Raw genomic sequence first — 14,956 nt, forward strand, 5'->3', positions numbered from 1 at the left:
TTAACGTCGATCAAACAAATTAATTCTGTTAATTTCTTTTTTAAGTTTTTGTTCGTATTCAAGAATTTTTTCTTTCGATTTATGTTCTTTGATTTTACGAAGTGCATATTCTTTATTACGAATTGCACGATTAATATCAATTTGGTCGGTGCTTTCGCACGAATCGGTAATAATGTTTATTAAATCAGCAGTTGCTAAGACAATACCTTCAGAAATCGCGTATAGTACTGGTTTGGCGTCTTTTTCTTCGTAAACTTCCATCATTGAGATAACAACATTACCCATGAATGGACTTTTACCTCTCATTAATCCGATATTACCATTAGTTGTTCGTACAGTGACAAGATAAACTTCTTTATCAATAACAACACCACCGGGGGTAATGACTTCTAATTTAACTTTATTTGCCATTTAATTTCTTTGCTCTTTCAATTACATCACCAATGTCACCAGCATACATAAATGCCTCTTCCGGTAAATCGTCATACTTACCATCAATAATTTCTTTAAAACTATTTAAGGTATCTTTTAAAGGAACAAAGACCCCTTTAATTCCAGTAAATTTTTCACTAACATGGAATGGTTGTGATAAGAAGTTACGAATTCTTCTTGCGCGAGCAACGGTTTTCTTATCATCATCAGATAATTCACCCATCCCAAGGATGGCGATAATATCTTGTAATTCTTTAAATCTTTGTAAAATTTGTAAAACACTTTGTGCTATGTTGTAGTGTGATTGGCCAACAATTAAAGGGTCAAGAAGCCGTGAACTTGAACCAAGTGGATCAACGGCTGGATAAATTCCTAAAGCGGCAATGTTACGGTCTAAAACAGTTTTGGCATCAAGATGTGTAAAGGTTGTTGCTGGCGCTGGATCTGTTAAGTCATCGGCAGGCACATAAATTGCTTGAATTGAAGTGATTGCACCATCTTTAGTTGATGTAATTCTTTCTTGCAATTGTCCCATTTCCGTTGCGAGTGTTGGTTGATAACCAACAGCACTAGGCATACGGCCTAACAAGGCGCTAACTTCACTTCCTGCTTGGGTGAAACGGAAAATGTTATCAATAAATAATAAAACATCCTGTTTCGCTTCATCACGGAAGTATTCGGCCATTGTTAATCCGGTTAATGCTACCCGCATTCTGGCGCCAGGTGGCTCATTCATTTGACCAAAGACCAAAGCAGTTTTGTTTAGTACGCCTGCTGCTTTCATTTCGAAATAAAGGTCATTACCTTCGCGGGTACGTTCTCCAACTCCGGCAAAAACACTAATTCCACCGTGTTCTGAAGCAATATTATCAATCAATTCTTGTACAAGAACAGTTTTACCTACTCCGGCGCCACCAAAAAGGCCAATTTTTCCGCCACGAGCGTAAGGAATTAATAAGTCAATAACCTTAATTCCGGTTTCAAGAATACTTGCGGTGGCGTTTTGATTTTCATAGCTAGGTGATTGGCGGTGAATTGATGCGGTTTTTTTCGCCTTGACACTACCTAATTCATCAATTGGTTCACCAAGGACGTTAAACATTCTTCCTAATACTTCTTTACCAACTGGAACACTAATTGGTCTTCCGGTATCTTCAACTTCAATTCCACGAACTAAACCATTAGTTGAAACCATTGAGATACATCTGACAACATCATCGCCAATGTGTTGTGCTACTTCAAGTACTACCTTATTGTTTTCATAGGTGAATTCAAGCGCATTAAGGAGTTGTGGTAATCTACCGTCATCAAAACGAACATCAACAACAGGTCCAATAACTTGGACAATTTTTCCAATATTTTTTTTGCTCATATTTCCTCCTTATGTACCGCTGATAATTTCAGCGATTTCTTGGGTGATTTTTGCTTGTCTTACCCGGTTGTACTCAAGTTTTAAATTATCGATTAATTCGTTGGCATTTTTAGTAGCATTTTCCATTGCAAAACGTCTTGATGATGTTTCCGATAATTTGCTAGTAATTAGCTTTTCATATATTTGACTTGCTAAATACATTGGAATGGCGTAGGCTAAAACTTCTTGTTCGTTTGGTTCGAAATCAATTAGTTGTTGTGGACCAGTTTGTTCACTCTTGATTTTTTCAAATGGGAAAATCTTTATAACATTTTCGTTGTAAACAATGTTGTTAACAAATTGGGTGTAAATGATGTGAATTTCGTTAATCTTATTGTTTTTATACAAATATGTCGCAATTCTTGCGGCTTTATTGGCAAGGCTAAAATCAATTAAATCGCCGGTGTCGATTTCTTTATGAACAATTTTATTTTTAAATTGATCATCACTAAAGTAACTACATCCCTTACTGCCAAACACATATAATAAATCATTTGGTTTAATTGTCTTTTTTGCTAGTTTAAAGATATTTGAGTTATAACTTCCGTTTAATCCCATATCACTTGTTACAATAATATAGAGTTTGGCATCAGCGTTATTATCTTTAAATAAGTTTGCGATTTCTTTTTCGCTCAAACGAGCACGAATATCATCAAACATATGCATAAACAAACTATGATATTTTTCGTGACGTTTATAATGAGTTAAAATTTTTGACATTTTTGATGTTGCAACGTGTTGCATTGCATTTGTAATAATTTTAATGTTATTAACTGTACGAATTCGTTCTCTTGTTTTTTGTAAATTAGCCATTTTGTCTTTCTAGTGTTAGTAAATGGTCAGGCAATTTTTGGTAGAGAACAGGATCGTAGTTTGGCACCTGAGCAATAATTTGATCTTTGATTTTTAGTAATTCTTTTAAAACAATTGTCTTGTTATCTTCGGTTCAAGCCCCGGCTTGTTCGAGTGATTTTGTAATTTTAAGACCATTAGAATTTTTACTAAAATGGTCGATAATTGCTAGTTTAAAGTTAGTAATTTCTGAAAGCGGAATTGGGTTGATAACTTTATCACGAATTGCTAAAAGTAAAATTGCTTGTACGGTTTGATTGATTGGTGAGTATTGTTTTTGTTTTAAAATATTGTAAATTTTTGATCCAGTATCAAGGATATTTTTAGTTGATGCATCAAGGTCGCTACCAAAGTGTGAGAACGAAAGCATTTCATTGTATTGCGCTAGCGCTAACTTAAGGCTCCCTGACATCTTTTTAATTAATGATGTTTGTGCACTACTTCCAATCCGCGAAACACTAAAACCAACATCAACGGCAGGTCTTTGACCAGCGTTGAATAAGTTTTCACGGGTGAAAATTTGTCCGTCTGTAATTGAAATTACGTTGGTTGGAATATATGCGGAAATATCACCTTGTTGTGTTTCAACAATTGGTAGTGCAGTAATGCTACCATTACCATTTTTTTCATTAACACGCGCACTACGTTCAAGTAGTTGTGAGTGTAAATAGAAAACGTCACCAGGATATGCTTCACGACCAGGTGGACGGCGAAGTAATAATGAAAGTGTTCTGTAAGCTACAGCGTGTTTACTTAAATCATCATAAATGATTAAAACATCTTTACCTTTTGACATTCATTCTTCGGCAATTGCCGTCCCTGTATAAGGAGCGATATATTGCATAGGTGCTAGTTCACTAGCGCCAGCTACAACAATTGTTGTGTAGGCTAAAGCATCAGTGTTTTTAAGCTTTTTAACAATTCGAGCAACGGTTGAGTTTTTTTGGCCAATTGCTACATAAATACAGTTTACATTTTTACCTTTTTGGTTGATAACGGTATCGATGGCAATTGCTGTTTTTCCGGTTTCACGATCACCAATAATTAATTCTCTTTGCCCTTTACCGATTGGAATCATACTATCAATCGCTAAAATTCCGGTTTCAAGTGGTTGATCAACACTTTTTCTGGTCATAACACTTGGTGCAGGAGCAAAAATTTCGCGACTCTTTTTGGTTTTTAGTTTATCCTTACCATCAATAGCAATTCCAAGCGCATTAACTACCCGACCCAGCATTTCATCACCAACGAAAGTTGATGCAACTTTGTAGGTACGTTTTACAGGATCGCCAACAATTAGTTTTTGGTCATTACCTAAAATCGCTACCCCAACAACATCTTCTTCTAAGTTAAGGGCAAGACCGTAAGTGTCTTCGCCTAAAATAATAATTTCACCATTTTTAACATTATTGATACCACTAACGTTGGCAATCCCATCACCGATGGTGATAATTTTACCAACTTCGTTATAGTCAATTCGAGATTTAAAATTACGGACTTTATCCTTAATAATTGCTGAAATATCACTTGAGCTAATTGCCATAATTTCCTCCATATAAAAGTTGTTGTTTTAAATCTTTTAGTTGTGCATCAATATTGTTTTCAATGACTAAATCATTAAAGACAATTTTGAATCCTGAAATAATGTTGGGATCAATCTTATTTCTTAAAATGATTTTTTTATTTTTTTCTTTTGCCAATTTAGTTTCGAATCGTTTGATTTGTTGCTGCGAGATTTTTTTAGTTGTGTAGATAATTCCTTCTAAAATATCTTCTTTAGCATTTAATTTTTTAATTAAACTGTTGATGATTCTAGGTAAAAATCGCGCTTTTTTATCTTGGGCAATTAGTTTAATTGCATTGATAAAGTTAGGATTCATCCCTTTTAAAATTTTATTGAGTAAATCGTCTTTATGCTTGAATGATAAAAGTGTATCATCAGCACTTAAATAGTTAACTATATCGTCGTTATTTTCCATCATTTCAGCAAATTCGTGAGCATTTTTATTAAAAGTTGATACTTTATTATCTTCAAGAGCGATTTCGTAAATCGCATATGAATAACTTAAATAGTTGACTTCGCGAATCATTATTTAAAATAGTCCTCAATTAGTTTTTGCTCATTTTCGGGTTTGATTTCTTTTTTTACGATTTTATTAGCGATTTCAAAGGCGACATCAATGATGGCCTGACGTGATTCTTTTTCAAATTTTTCTTTTTCGTTTTTAATATCAATTTCTGCATGCGATTTAATTAATTCTGCTTCTTTGTTGGCACGAGTGGTGTATTCGATAATAACTTTTTCCGCTTCAAATTTTGCTTTATCAATTATTTCCGCCGCAGTAATTTTCGCATTCATTAGTCGTTCTTGTGCTTCATCCGACGACTCAAGTGCTAACTTTTTGTTACGAATTGAATCATCGATGTTTTTTTGAATAAATTTGTTTCGGCGTTCCAACATTTTTTTAACAGGTTTATAGAAAAAGTAAGTTAGAAAGCCAAAAACAATAATAAAGGCGATAATTGTTGCAATTAATAAAGGGATGTTAGGAAACAATTTTTTAAATGTTTCACTAACATTAATATCACCTTCACTTAAATAAGTAATAACGGGTGTAGTCATTAGATTTTGGTTACTAACAAGATGGCAATAATAAATGCATAAAGAGCAGGACTTTCACTAATTGCTAGTGCAATAAGTAATAGAGCTCTGATTTTCGAAGCTGCTTCTGGGTTACGTCCAACCGCTTCAGCGGCACGGCCGGCACTAACACCTTGGCCAATTCCGGTTCCGAAAACTCCGATTGTTGCTAAACCAGCGCCAATCGCAACTAAACCTACGTTAAGGTTTGAAGAGTTACTCGTTACTGATGGGTCTAATGCTAATTTTGTTACTAATTCTGTAATCATAATATTCTCCTTAATAAATGGCTGCTGCCGCTTTTTTGCTTACAGCAACTGCTTTCTTTTGTTTAATTTTCTTTTCAACACTTTGTGCTTCCGTTGCTCATGAAATAGCAGTGATCATCACAAAGACATAAGTTTGAATGATTGCTCCAAATAAATCGAAATATAAATGTAAAATAGAGGTAAAAACCGGGGCCAAGATATACCGTAAATATGGTGTTGAATTTAAACCAGGAATTAAACTAGTTATTCAACCAATAAATGAATAGAAGAGTAGGAGGATAGTTGAGCCACCAATGATGTTTCCGAACATCCTAAAACTCAAGGTAATTAATGGTGCAAAGTCACCAATGATTTGTGTGGGATTAAGGTAACGTTTAAAGAAACGTCATTTTTGAAATAAGAGTCCAATCACATAAATTCCAAACCAAGAAATAAATGCCAAGAATAATGGAATGGTGTAACTAGTTGAAACAGCTTCTAATCCAATTAAACCAACTATATTTCCGAGTAGTAAAAAGGTTGCTAGACTAAAGATGTATGGTGCTAATTTAGGAATTTTTTTATGACTGACATCATCATATGTGTTGGATACAACCACGAAGTATTGCTCGGCGATTAGGGCGACACCTTTTGGTGCTTCATGTGGTTTGATATTTCTTACCTTAAAAAAGACAACTAACGAGATTGCGATTGCAGCAATGACAATAAAACATAAAGTGACAATCATTGGGTAATCAACATCGCGTAGTTTTAATTCTAGTAGGTCTTTTGACATTACACCTCCTTTTTTAAACTAATATTTGCTAATACAATAATAGCAATTTGTAAGACATTGGCAACAATAAATGTAAAAAGATTTATTTTAGCTTGCATCATGCCGAGGGTGTCGGTAGCGAATTGGCGATTATAAAGAATAACAAACACCACTACACCACCCATCACCGATAGATGAAGGAATCATCTTAGCAAGACAAGACCAATAAATTTTCCTTTATCTTCTGCCAGCGATTTTGCCGTAATTTGAATTGAAATTAGACTAATAAATGTTACCCCTATTCCCAGTAAAAAACCATAAATCAAACCAGGATTTATCGGGGTCAATGCAACAAAAAAAACAAGAAGTATTATGTTGAAACCGCATCATCATTGTCAAATTTTTTGCAAATTTTTCATGGCTTCTTAATAATAATACTTTTTTGTTTAAAAATACAAAAAATGCCAATGGCATTTAATGTTTTTTTATTTAAATCAGCTATCTAAAAATGGGTGAAAATGATCAACGACTAAACCAACTAAAATTGCAATCATTAAAATAGTTAAAATTGTGAAGATAGCAATAAGAACTTTTAAACCTTTGTTTGAACCTTCTTCAGTTTTGTAAAGTCTTAATGAGTGAAGTGAATTTGCTAATTCTTGGTTTTCTTTTTCAAGAATTGCTACTCTTTCTTCAAGTGTTAAAGCGTTTTCTGTGTCACAGCCACAAGCAAGCGCAGGAGTGTTGTCGTCTTCTTTTTCTTTAACAACTACTTCTTCTTTAACTGGTTCTGAAACTTTGATTTCTTCTTTAACTTCTTCTTTTACTTCTTCTTTAACTGGTTCTTCTTGTTTATCTACTGCTGTTGTTTCTTCAGTGTATTCGCGTATGGTTTCACGAACAAGAACAACTTTAGGTTTATTTGTTTTAGCAGCTTGAGTTTGCGCTTTTTTAACCTCTTTCATTTTACGTTCCATTTCTTTTCTAGTTGCTTCATCATCGTCTGAATCGACAATAACTTGTTCGAAACCTTCTTCTGAACGTAATGATTTAATTGTTCTGATGTATTTTCCACCTTTTTGGAATCAAAGGGTACCAGTAATGTTTAGTTTCTTAAATGCTTCAACAGCATCACCAATGTTTTCGAATTCATCGATTGGTTCCTTGTTAGCAGGTTTTAATACTCAATAATCTTTATCTTTTCCACCATCTCTTAGTGTCGCATATCAACGTTCTGAGGTTGATTTACGACTACTTGCAGCACTTTTTGCTTTTGTAGTTTTTGTAGTTTTTTTTGCAGATTTTGCAACTGCCATATTATCCTCCTTATTCTTCTGCGAATAGACATTTTTATATAAAAATGTTTTCTCGTCAACAAGTCAAGTATACATTATTTTATAAATAACAAAAGAATGTAAACAAAAATACTAAAAAAATGCCTTAAAATGAATGTTTTATTAATAAATAGAGACCATAAAGGGCTGAATTATCACCTAATTCTTCAAATTTAAATTCAACACCTGTAAAATGGTTAGGGTCAGTAATAACGCGTGCTTTCTCAATTGCCTTTTCAACAAATCAGTGATTAAAGCGCGCCACTGATCCACCAAAAACAAATAAATTAGGGTTAAGAAGCGCCATACATGAAGAAATTGTCCGCGCTAATGAATCAATTCCTTCATCAATTACTTGTTTAGCGACTGAATCTTTTTCATAATTCATAAATACATCTTTTGCGCTTCAATTTTTACCTTTTGTTTTACTACGAAGTGAAAGTCCAGTACCTGAAGCATATAACTCTACTGAGTAAGGTAAAAGGTGGTATGTTTTTTCATCGTAAACACTACCTCAAGGGGCGCGTGCGATTTCTTGCCCCATGCCATAAGCGCCAGAAAATATTTTATTATTGATAATTAAGCCGGCACCAAGTCCAGTTGAAAGGGTAAAAAACTGTGTTACATCATTTTCGTTACGGCGAAAATGGTAATGGTTTGCTAGGGCCATAACGTTGGCATCATTATCGCACTCTACTTTTTGTAAACGTTTACAGTTTTTAAGTAAATAATCTTTAAGATTGTGTCCGTTTCAGCTGATTAGATTTGGTGCACTAAGAACCACACCTTTTTTATAATCAGCAGGGCCAGGAAAATCCATTCCGATCGCATCAATTTCATGTTTATTAATTAATTCAATGATTTTATCGAGTGTCTTTGTGTAATCTTTAGCATCAACATCAAATTTTACTTTTTCTTTAATTTTTTCTTTGTTATCAAATGTGGCAAAACGCACATTTGTTCCTCCGATATCAACGGCAGCAAATTTCAAGTTTTTGTTTGTCATTTTTCTCCTTAAGTCGACGATTTAATTATACTATGTTCGTAGTTACAAAAGAAAATTTTATTGTATAATTAGGATTACTGGGTTAGTACTCAAGAGGCTGAAGAGGCGGTCCTGCTAAGACTGTAGGGGAGGCAACTCCCGCGAAGGTTCAAATCCTTTCTAACCCGCCATTTTTTTATGCCTTTTTTGAATAAAAAATAGCGCATCACGCTATTCTTCAAATAATTTTAATTTATATTCTTTGGTTTTATCGAGGGTGTTGTCATTTTTTACCAAGTATCATTTTAAGTAGTAAACAGATTTGCCACCAACACTTTCTTTAGCGATAACGATTGGTGTTGAGGTTGGGTCACTTTCGATATAACCAACAACGTTGTCGGTTTTGAATTTAAGTGTTTTTTGTACTGTGCTAATTCATAATGGATTTAATTCTTGATTAATTGAAAAAACATCTTTTATTTCATGTGCTTCTTCAAGACTTGCGTCGCTGTAAAATTTACCTTCCAAAATATGGATGTTATTTTTACCAGAAGAAATTAGTTCTTTTATTTTATCGATGTTTTCTTGTTTATTACTGAATGAAAAAACTTGATTTGCTTCAGAAAGTTCTTTTATTGAAACAATTTTATAAATATTAAATCCTGTGATTTCGTAAGTTTTGGTAATGGTTTGTGTCTTATTAAAGCGGTTTGTAAATGTGATTTCAACATTTACTTTTCCGGCGTTTTTATCACAAGTAATTCCATCTTTTTCAACAATATTTACATCAACATAAAATTGTTGTTGTTTTGGATCAATAATTTGAATATGTTTGGCAAGAATGTCGGTCGCGCTGTATTTTTTAAGTTCGCTGTCAACATCGATTTTAATACGATTTATAAAATCCATAAAATCAAAATTCTCAGTAGCAAATCCCGAGATATTATAGGTTTTTGATATTTTCTGATTTTTATATTCCGTTGTAATTTCAACAACAATTTCTCCAGCAAAAGTGTTGAAAAATTCGGTTAATAGTGTTTTGGTTATTTTAATTTGATCTTTAATTGATGCATCAATTTTGCTATTATCTACTTTTAAATCCTCAAGTTTAACATCTTTAACTAAAGTCGTGTTTTTGTTTGCGTAATCAACACTAATTTGTTCGCTTGCAGTTTTTAATGTTTGTAAATCTGTAATTAGTTCTTCTGAACCATTGTTATTTTCGGCGTTTGGTAATTGATTTTTGTTACACGAACTAGCGATAGCACTGGTAGGAAGAACCAATGCTAGCGCTAAACCGAAACTTGTTATTTTTAGTTTTCTTTTCATAATTAAAATCATAGTTTAAAAAACTAAAAAAGAATTAAAATAATATAAATATATATGTAACCTCGCATTTAATTTTTTAGCATGAAAATAATTATATTTGTCATTTGAATTTGCTTTTTTCTTTAATGAATGGATATATCAAGACGAATGCAGAATTATGTCAAAACACATGCTAATTTTAAATATAGATGATCTTAAAAGTAAAATGCTTGAAGCGAATAAAAAAATCGTTTTTGATAATTTTGAGAAAGAAATAAAATATCAACCTTTATTAATATATAGTGATGATCTTTGGATTTTAAATAAAAAAAACAATAAACTATATAAAATCAAGAAGCGCTAAAGATGATGAAGGTAACTATAAAGAAAAAATAATGATGAAATATTAATCACAAAGTATGAAAAAGGTTTGCCTAGTAAGGAATACTATGCAGAATTAACGTAAATTTTTAGAATAAAAGTAAAAGATTTTAACAAAGTTTTTGATAGAAAAATGTTATTTACTCAAACACAACACATTTAAAACACGAAGATATAACAAGAATTTATGGTGGGTTATACAACAACTTATCTCTAAAATCACCCAAAGTTTCGCTTAGTCTAGTGTTTGAAGATGAAGATAAAAAAATTAAATCATATATGTTATATTCAGATGAAAAATTATTAAATGATGAACTTAATAGAATTAATCCCGATCCACGAAAAAGACAAGAATATGAGAAATATATTGCTGATGTAGTGAAAAATAGAAATACCGATGAGGATTTTTATACGAGGTTAAGGAGGTTAAAACAAAAATTAGATCAGAATTTAATGATTATGTACTTGATCTAAGGGTAAGCTAAAAGAAAAATCGCTTGTATTCAATGATTTCGAAGAAAAAACAGAAGAAGAAGCATTAATTTTGTTTGATGTAAACAATGAAAAATATTATTTGCCAATGTGTGACAGACTTTATTCTTGATTCGATGCATGTGAATTAAATGAAAATAATATTTCAGTAACAATAAATAAAAGTGGCATAGAAAATCAGTGAAAATTTATTGATACATCAACTATTTTTAAAATAAGTGATAAAGATTTTAAGGCTTTTAACAAAGACAAAGTTACATATTTGTCATCAAATATCTTTAGTGCAAACGATATTCAAAAAGTAGTAAATAGAGTTAATGAAAATTTAGAAAATAATTTAAATATTAGCTTTATAGAAGTATCAAAAGCAAAAAATAACAATCATCTTGAAGCCAAAAATCTTTATTCAAGTAATGAAATAATGGAATTCGCTTTAAATGATAAATGATTTTGAAATAAACAACATCGTGACACATTCGCTAATAAAATTTTAATGAACAGAAATAAAGAGAATTTAGGTAAGATAGAGAAGTTTAGAAATGTTTTCAAAAATTTATATAAAGACATTCTAGATAAGAAACATAAAAAGAAATAAATATTTTCAGTATTTAAACAGTAACGTCTACATTATTCCAAACAGAAAAAATAAAATTACACGCAAATTTGCGTGTAATTTTTTATTATCTGTATGTCTATGTCCAAAAATAATTGTACAGCATTTTGATTAATAGTATTTTCGGTGTTAGTTTATCTTAATAATTATTTGTTTTGAATTGATTCAACACCAGGTAATACTTTACCTTCAAGTAATTCAAGACTTGCACCACCACCGGTTGATACGTGCGAGAACTTATCTTCGAATTTTAGTTTTTCGATTGCAGCAACTGAGTCACCACCACCAACTACAGAGTAAACGCCTTTAAGTTCGCTAATTGCTTGTGCGATTTCGAATGTTCCCTTTTTGAAGTTTTCAAATTCACTTACTCCCATTGGTCCGTTTCAGAAAACGCTTTTAGCGCCGTGGAGAGCTTTTTTGAATAATTCGATTGATTTAGGACCTAGGTCAAGTCCCATAAATCCATCTTTAATATCTTTACCAGAAACTTCTGCTTTTACATCAGCAAATTCTTTAGCAACAGCGTGGTCAATTGGTAACACAACTTTGCTTGCGTATTTATCTAAGAAGCTTTTTGCATATTCAAGTTTATCTTCTTCAAGTAATGAAGTACCAATTTTAACACCTTGTGCTTTAAGGAAGGTGTAAGCCATAGCGCCACCAATAAGTAGTTTGTCTACTTTAGTTACAAGTGATTCAAGAATGCCAATTTTATCACTAACTTTTGCACCACCAATGATTGCTACATATGGGTGTTCTGGTTTGTTTGCGATTTTTGAAAGTGCTTCAACTTCTTTGTTCATTAAGTAACCAAGCGCAGAAACTTTAATGTTTGAAGCAATCCCAACGTTTGATGCGTGCGCTCTGTGGGCGGTACCAAATGCATCGTTGATAAATACATCACCAAGCGAAGCTCAGTATTTACCAAGTTCAGCGTTGTTTTTGCTTTCTGCTTTTTCGTTAAGATCTTCATAACGAGTGTTTTGGAATAATAATACATCCCCTGATTTCATTCCTGCAATTGCTTTTTCTAATTCATCACCACGGGTAGCGTTAACAAACTTAACAGGTTTTTTAAGTTCACTAGCAAGCGCTTCAGCAACAGGCGCAATATTTTTCTTAGCCTTATCTTCTTCAGTTTTAATTCTTCCTAAGTGTGAGAAAAGAATTGCTTTTCCACCTTCAGAAATAATTTTTTTAATTGTTGGAAGAGCAGCTTTAATTCTTTTTAATGAAGTGATTTTACCATCCTTCATTGGTACGTTAAAGTCTACTCTAAGTAAAACTTTTTTGTCTTTTAATTGAACATCATCAATAAATTTTTTCATTTTTCTCCTAGTTTAGAATGTAATTTATTACATTACATTTTTATTATACTATTTTGCGTTTTACTTTGTAATATAATAGCAGTGTTAAAAATGGAAATATTTCAATATTTAGGAGGTGAAAAATGAGCGATGAAAAAATAATTTTAATCCTTGTTAGTATCTTATTAGGCGTTTGCCTACTATCATTACTAGTATTAGGTATTAACAAACTTATCTTAATTTCCAAACGAAAAAATTCTTCAAATTATGGTAGTTTGGGTCGTTCCTCGCAGCTAAGATTAATTAACCAACTTCGGGAATCAATTGAACATCTTAGTGAAACAAAAACGGGCGCAATTATCACAATTGAAAATAACGACAACCTTGATAACTTAAGAACTGATGGGGTTATTATTGATGCTAATATTTCTAGTAGTTTAATTGTTAGCATTTTTAATAAAAAATCACCGCTTCATGACGGTGCGATTATTATTCGTAATAATAAAATCGTTTATGCCTCAACGTTCTATAAGATCACTAAGAAATCGGTTGATAATAAATATGGCGCACGCCACAGAGCGGCTATTGGAATTAGCGAAGTTTCTGATGCTGTGACAATTGTTGTGAGTGAAGAAACCGGCAAAATTACCCTTATGCGTAGGAGTGAACGTGTTGAAGTTGATATCAAGCAATTCCAAGAAAAACTTGTGGAAATGATTAACAACTAATGATCAAAGAATATATTGCTAATCTAGATATCAAATCCGTTCGTACATATTTTAAAGAGACACCAATTCCTGCAATTGCCGAAGAATTAAAAGATTATGATGCCCAATCAATTTTAATTTTATTTAAAATGCTAAGTACCGAAGACGCTGCTGAGCTTTTTTCGTATTTTGAAAAGGATTTTCAATGAAAGCTAATTGAACAGTTTGCCGACTCGGATAACAGTAAATTAATAGAAGAATTAAAAAGTGATGAGATTGCTGACATTTTAGAGGAAATGCCAGCTAGCATTGCTCAAAAATTATTAAGAATTACCCCCAAGGAAAAACGTAAAGTTATTAATCAATTACTTAATTATAAAGATGATTGCGTTGGTTCAATTATGGCCGTAGATATTGCGGTTTTAAAATCAAACTATACATGTGAAAAGGCTTTGCAAAAAATTAAAGTTGAGTACGATGAACATAAATCAGAAATGTCTCATTACTTTTATGTTGTTGATAAAGATAAAAAGTTATTAGGTAGTGTGACATTAGAAGATATAGTTTTTAGCGACAAACAAGAAAGGCTAGAAAATCTTATGTTCCCCGTTACTAAAATTGGCACAATGGATCATATTGAGGCTGCTTCAAAAATCTTTGCCGAAAACGACTTATCAGCGCTTCCTGTTGTTAATGTTGCCGGCATTCTTGTTGGGATGGTTACCTCAGATGATATTATCGACGTTATTAATGTTGCGGCCATTGAAGATATTTATAAAATGGCCGGGATTAGTGCCGAAGATGCTGAAAAACCATACTTTAAAAAGACAACGTGAGAAATAGTAAAATCTCGTATTTTTTGACTTGTTATTTTGATGATTGGATCGACATTATCACAAATTGTTATTCAAATTTTTACGGATAAAATTGGTGCCCAAATTGCTAGCGCAGGGGTTTCAACTGCGATTCTAGTCGGAATGATTCCGGTTATTAGCGGTAGTGCTGGTAATGCTGGTAGTCAGTCATCGACAACGATTACCCGGGCTTTCGCGCTTGGCGAAATTCGAGCCAATCAACTTTCCAGAATTGTTTGAAAGGAAGTAAAGGTCAGTCTTATTGCAGGTTTAATTTTATTTATTGCTAACTTTATAAGACTTATTCTTTATTTTCTAGCGGCAAATAAAGTTTTCCTTGAAGATCCTAAGACATATTCATTAATCTCTTTCGCGTCATCACTAGCCCTATTTTTAGTAGTTGTTTTTTCAAAAATCTTAGGGACATTAATTCCTATAATAGCGATTAAACTTAAAAAGGATCCCGCAGTTTTATCGGCGCCATTGTTATCAACGCTAAGTGATGCAATTGCAACTTTAATTTTCTTCGGGATTACAATGTTAGTGTTATTTATTGCCTTTGCATAAAGATACAATAAAAAGCGTTTTTCAACGCTTTTTATTTATTTTTTAT

General features: G+C 32.5%; 17 protein-coding genes and 1 tRNA gene. 5 read left to right on the forward strand and 13 right to left on the reverse strand.

Features of this window, described 5'->3' with window-relative positions:
- The 11 genes from atpC to NPA09_RS01855 all read right to left on the reverse strand — a co-directional run bounded on the left by atpC (nt 1) and on the right by NPA09_RS01855 (nt 8,699).
- Nucleotides 1-411, reverse strand: a complete 411-nt coding sequence (gene atpC / locus NPA09_RS01805; RefSeq protein WP_129721747.1) for an ATP synthase F1 subunit epsilon — start codon at nt 409-411, stop codon at nt 1-3.
- Nucleotides 401-1,804: a F0F1 ATP synthase subunit beta gene (gene atpD, locus NPA09_RS01810; protein ID WP_129721745.1), complete on the reverse strand. Its 1,404-nt coding sequence runs from the start codon at nt 1,802-1,804 to the stop codon at nt 401-403. Before atpD ends, atpC begins: the two co-directional genes overlap by 11 nt.
- 9 nt (nt 1,805-1,813) lie before the next feature.
- Nucleotides 1,814-2,656 carry an ATP synthase F1 subunit gamma gene (gene atpG, locus NPA09_RS01815; RefSeq protein WP_129721743.1) on the reverse strand — a complete coding sequence of 281 codons (843 nt, stop codon included), beginning with the start codon at nt 2,654-2,656 and terminating at the stop codon, nt 1,814-1,816.
- Complete coding sequence (gene atpA, locus NPA09_RS01820) at nt 2,649-4,238, reverse strand: F0F1 ATP synthase subunit alpha (protein WP_129721737.1); 1,590 nt, start codon at nt 4,236-4,238, stop codon at nt 2,649-2,651. Before atpA ends, atpG begins: the two co-directional genes overlap by 8 nt.
- Nucleotides 4,228-4,785, reverse strand: a complete 558-nt coding sequence (gene atpH / locus NPA09_RS01825; protein WP_129721735.1) for an ATP synthase F1 subunit delta — start codon at nt 4,783-4,785, stop codon at nt 4,228-4,230. The genes atpA and atpH overlap by 11 nt, the downstream gene beginning before the upstream one ends.
- The gene (gene atpF, locus NPA09_RS01830) at nt 4,785-5,318 is read right to left on the reverse strand and encodes a F0F1 ATP synthase subunit B (RefSeq protein WP_129721733.1); all 534 of its coding nucleotides are present in this window, start codon (nt 5,316-5,318) and stop codon (nt 4,785-4,787) included. Before atpF ends, atpH begins: the two co-directional genes overlap by 1 nt.
- On the reverse strand, nt 5,318-5,605 hold the full coding sequence (locus NPA09_RS01835; RefSeq protein WP_129721731.1) for a F0F1 ATP synthase subunit C: 288 nt from the start codon (nt 5,603-5,605) through the stop codon (nt 5,318-5,320). The genes atpF and NPA09_RS01835 overlap by 1 nt, the downstream gene beginning before the upstream one ends.
- A gap of 10 nt (nt 5,606-5,615) precedes the next feature.
- Complete coding sequence (locus NPA09_RS01840; RefSeq protein ID WP_129721729.1) at nt 5,616-6,380, reverse strand: F0F1 ATP synthase subunit A; 765 nt, start codon at nt 6,378-6,380, stop codon at nt 5,616-5,618.
- Nucleotides 6,380-6,778, reverse strand: a complete 399-nt coding sequence (locus NPA09_RS01845) for a hypothetical protein (RefSeq protein ID WP_129721727.1) — start codon at nt 6,776-6,778, stop codon at nt 6,380-6,382. Before NPA09_RS01845 ends, NPA09_RS01840 begins: the two co-directional genes overlap by 1 nt.
- Before the next feature lie 66 nt (nt 6,779-6,844).
- Complete coding sequence (locus NPA09_RS01850; RefSeq protein WP_129721725.1) at nt 6,845-7,675, reverse strand: hypothetical protein; 831 nt, start codon at nt 7,673-7,675, stop codon at nt 6,845-6,847.
- Between the two features lie 124 nt (nt 7,676-7,799).
- Nucleotides 7,800-8,699: an ROK family protein gene (locus NPA09_RS01855; RefSeq protein ID WP_256541859.1), complete on the reverse strand. Its 900-nt coding sequence runs from the start codon at nt 8,697-8,699 to the stop codon at nt 7,800-7,802.
- A gap of 79 nt (nt 8,700-8,778) precedes the next feature.
- On the opposite strand from NPA09_RS01855, the gene NPA09_RS01860 reads away from it, so the two are divergent.
- A tRNA-Ser gene (locus tag NPA09_RS01860) sits at nt 8,779-8,869 on the forward strand.
- 40 nt (nt 8,870-8,909) lie between these two features.
- On the opposite strand, the gene NPA09_RS01865 is transcribed toward NPA09_RS01860, so the two are convergent.
- Entirely contained in the window at nt 8,910-10,007 is a 1,098-nt protein-coding gene (locus NPA09_RS01865; protein ID WP_129721721.1) for a hypothetical protein, read from the reverse strand.
- A 603-nt stretch (nt 10,008-10,610) separates the two neighbouring features.
- On the opposite strand from NPA09_RS01865, the gene NPA09_RS01870 reads away from it, so the two are divergent.
- Together NPA09_RS01870 and NPA09_RS01875 are read left to right on the forward strand one after the other, a co-directional pair.
- A complete protein-coding gene (locus NPA09_RS01870) occupies nt 10,611-10,841 on the forward strand; it encodes a hypothetical protein (protein ID WP_129721719.1) in 231 nt (76 codons plus the stop codon).
- Nucleotides 10,842-10,911: 70 nt separating this feature from the next.
- Nucleotides 10,912-11,454 (forward strand): hypothetical protein, encoded by a 543-nt coding sequence (locus NPA09_RS01875; protein WP_256541860.1) that lies wholly within the window; start codon nt 10,912-10,914, stop codon nt 11,452-11,454.
- A 164-nt stretch (nt 11,455-11,618) separates the two neighbouring features.
- Here NPA09_RS01875 and NPA09_RS01880 read toward each other — a convergent pair whose 3' ends face one another.
- Nucleotides 11,619-12,803, reverse strand: coding sequence for a phosphoglycerate kinase (locus NPA09_RS01880; RefSeq protein WP_129721715.1), 1,185 nt, complete (start codon nt 12,801-12,803; stop codon nt 11,619-11,621).
- Between the two features lie 122 nt (nt 12,804-12,925).
- On the opposite strand from NPA09_RS01880, the gene NPA09_RS01885 reads away from it, so the two are divergent.
- Entirely contained in the window at nt 12,926-13,510 is a 585-nt protein-coding gene (locus NPA09_RS01885) for a diadenylate cyclase (RefSeq protein ID WP_129721713.1), read from the forward strand.
- Nucleotides 13,510-14,910 (forward strand): magnesium transporter, encoded by a 1,401-nt coding sequence (gene mgtE, locus NPA09_RS01890; protein WP_129721711.1) that lies wholly within the window; start codon nt 13,510-13,512, stop codon nt 14,908-14,910. Before NPA09_RS01885 ends, mgtE begins: the two co-directional genes overlap by 1 nt.
- The last annotated feature ends 46 nt before the right edge of the window (nt 14,911-14,956 follow it).

The organism is Mycoplasmopsis equigenitalium (genome assembly GCF_024498255.1).
Classification (GTDB): Bacteria; Bacillota_I; Bacilli_A; order Mycoplasmatales; family Metamycoplasmataceae; genus Mycoplasma_H; species Mycoplasma_H equigenitalium.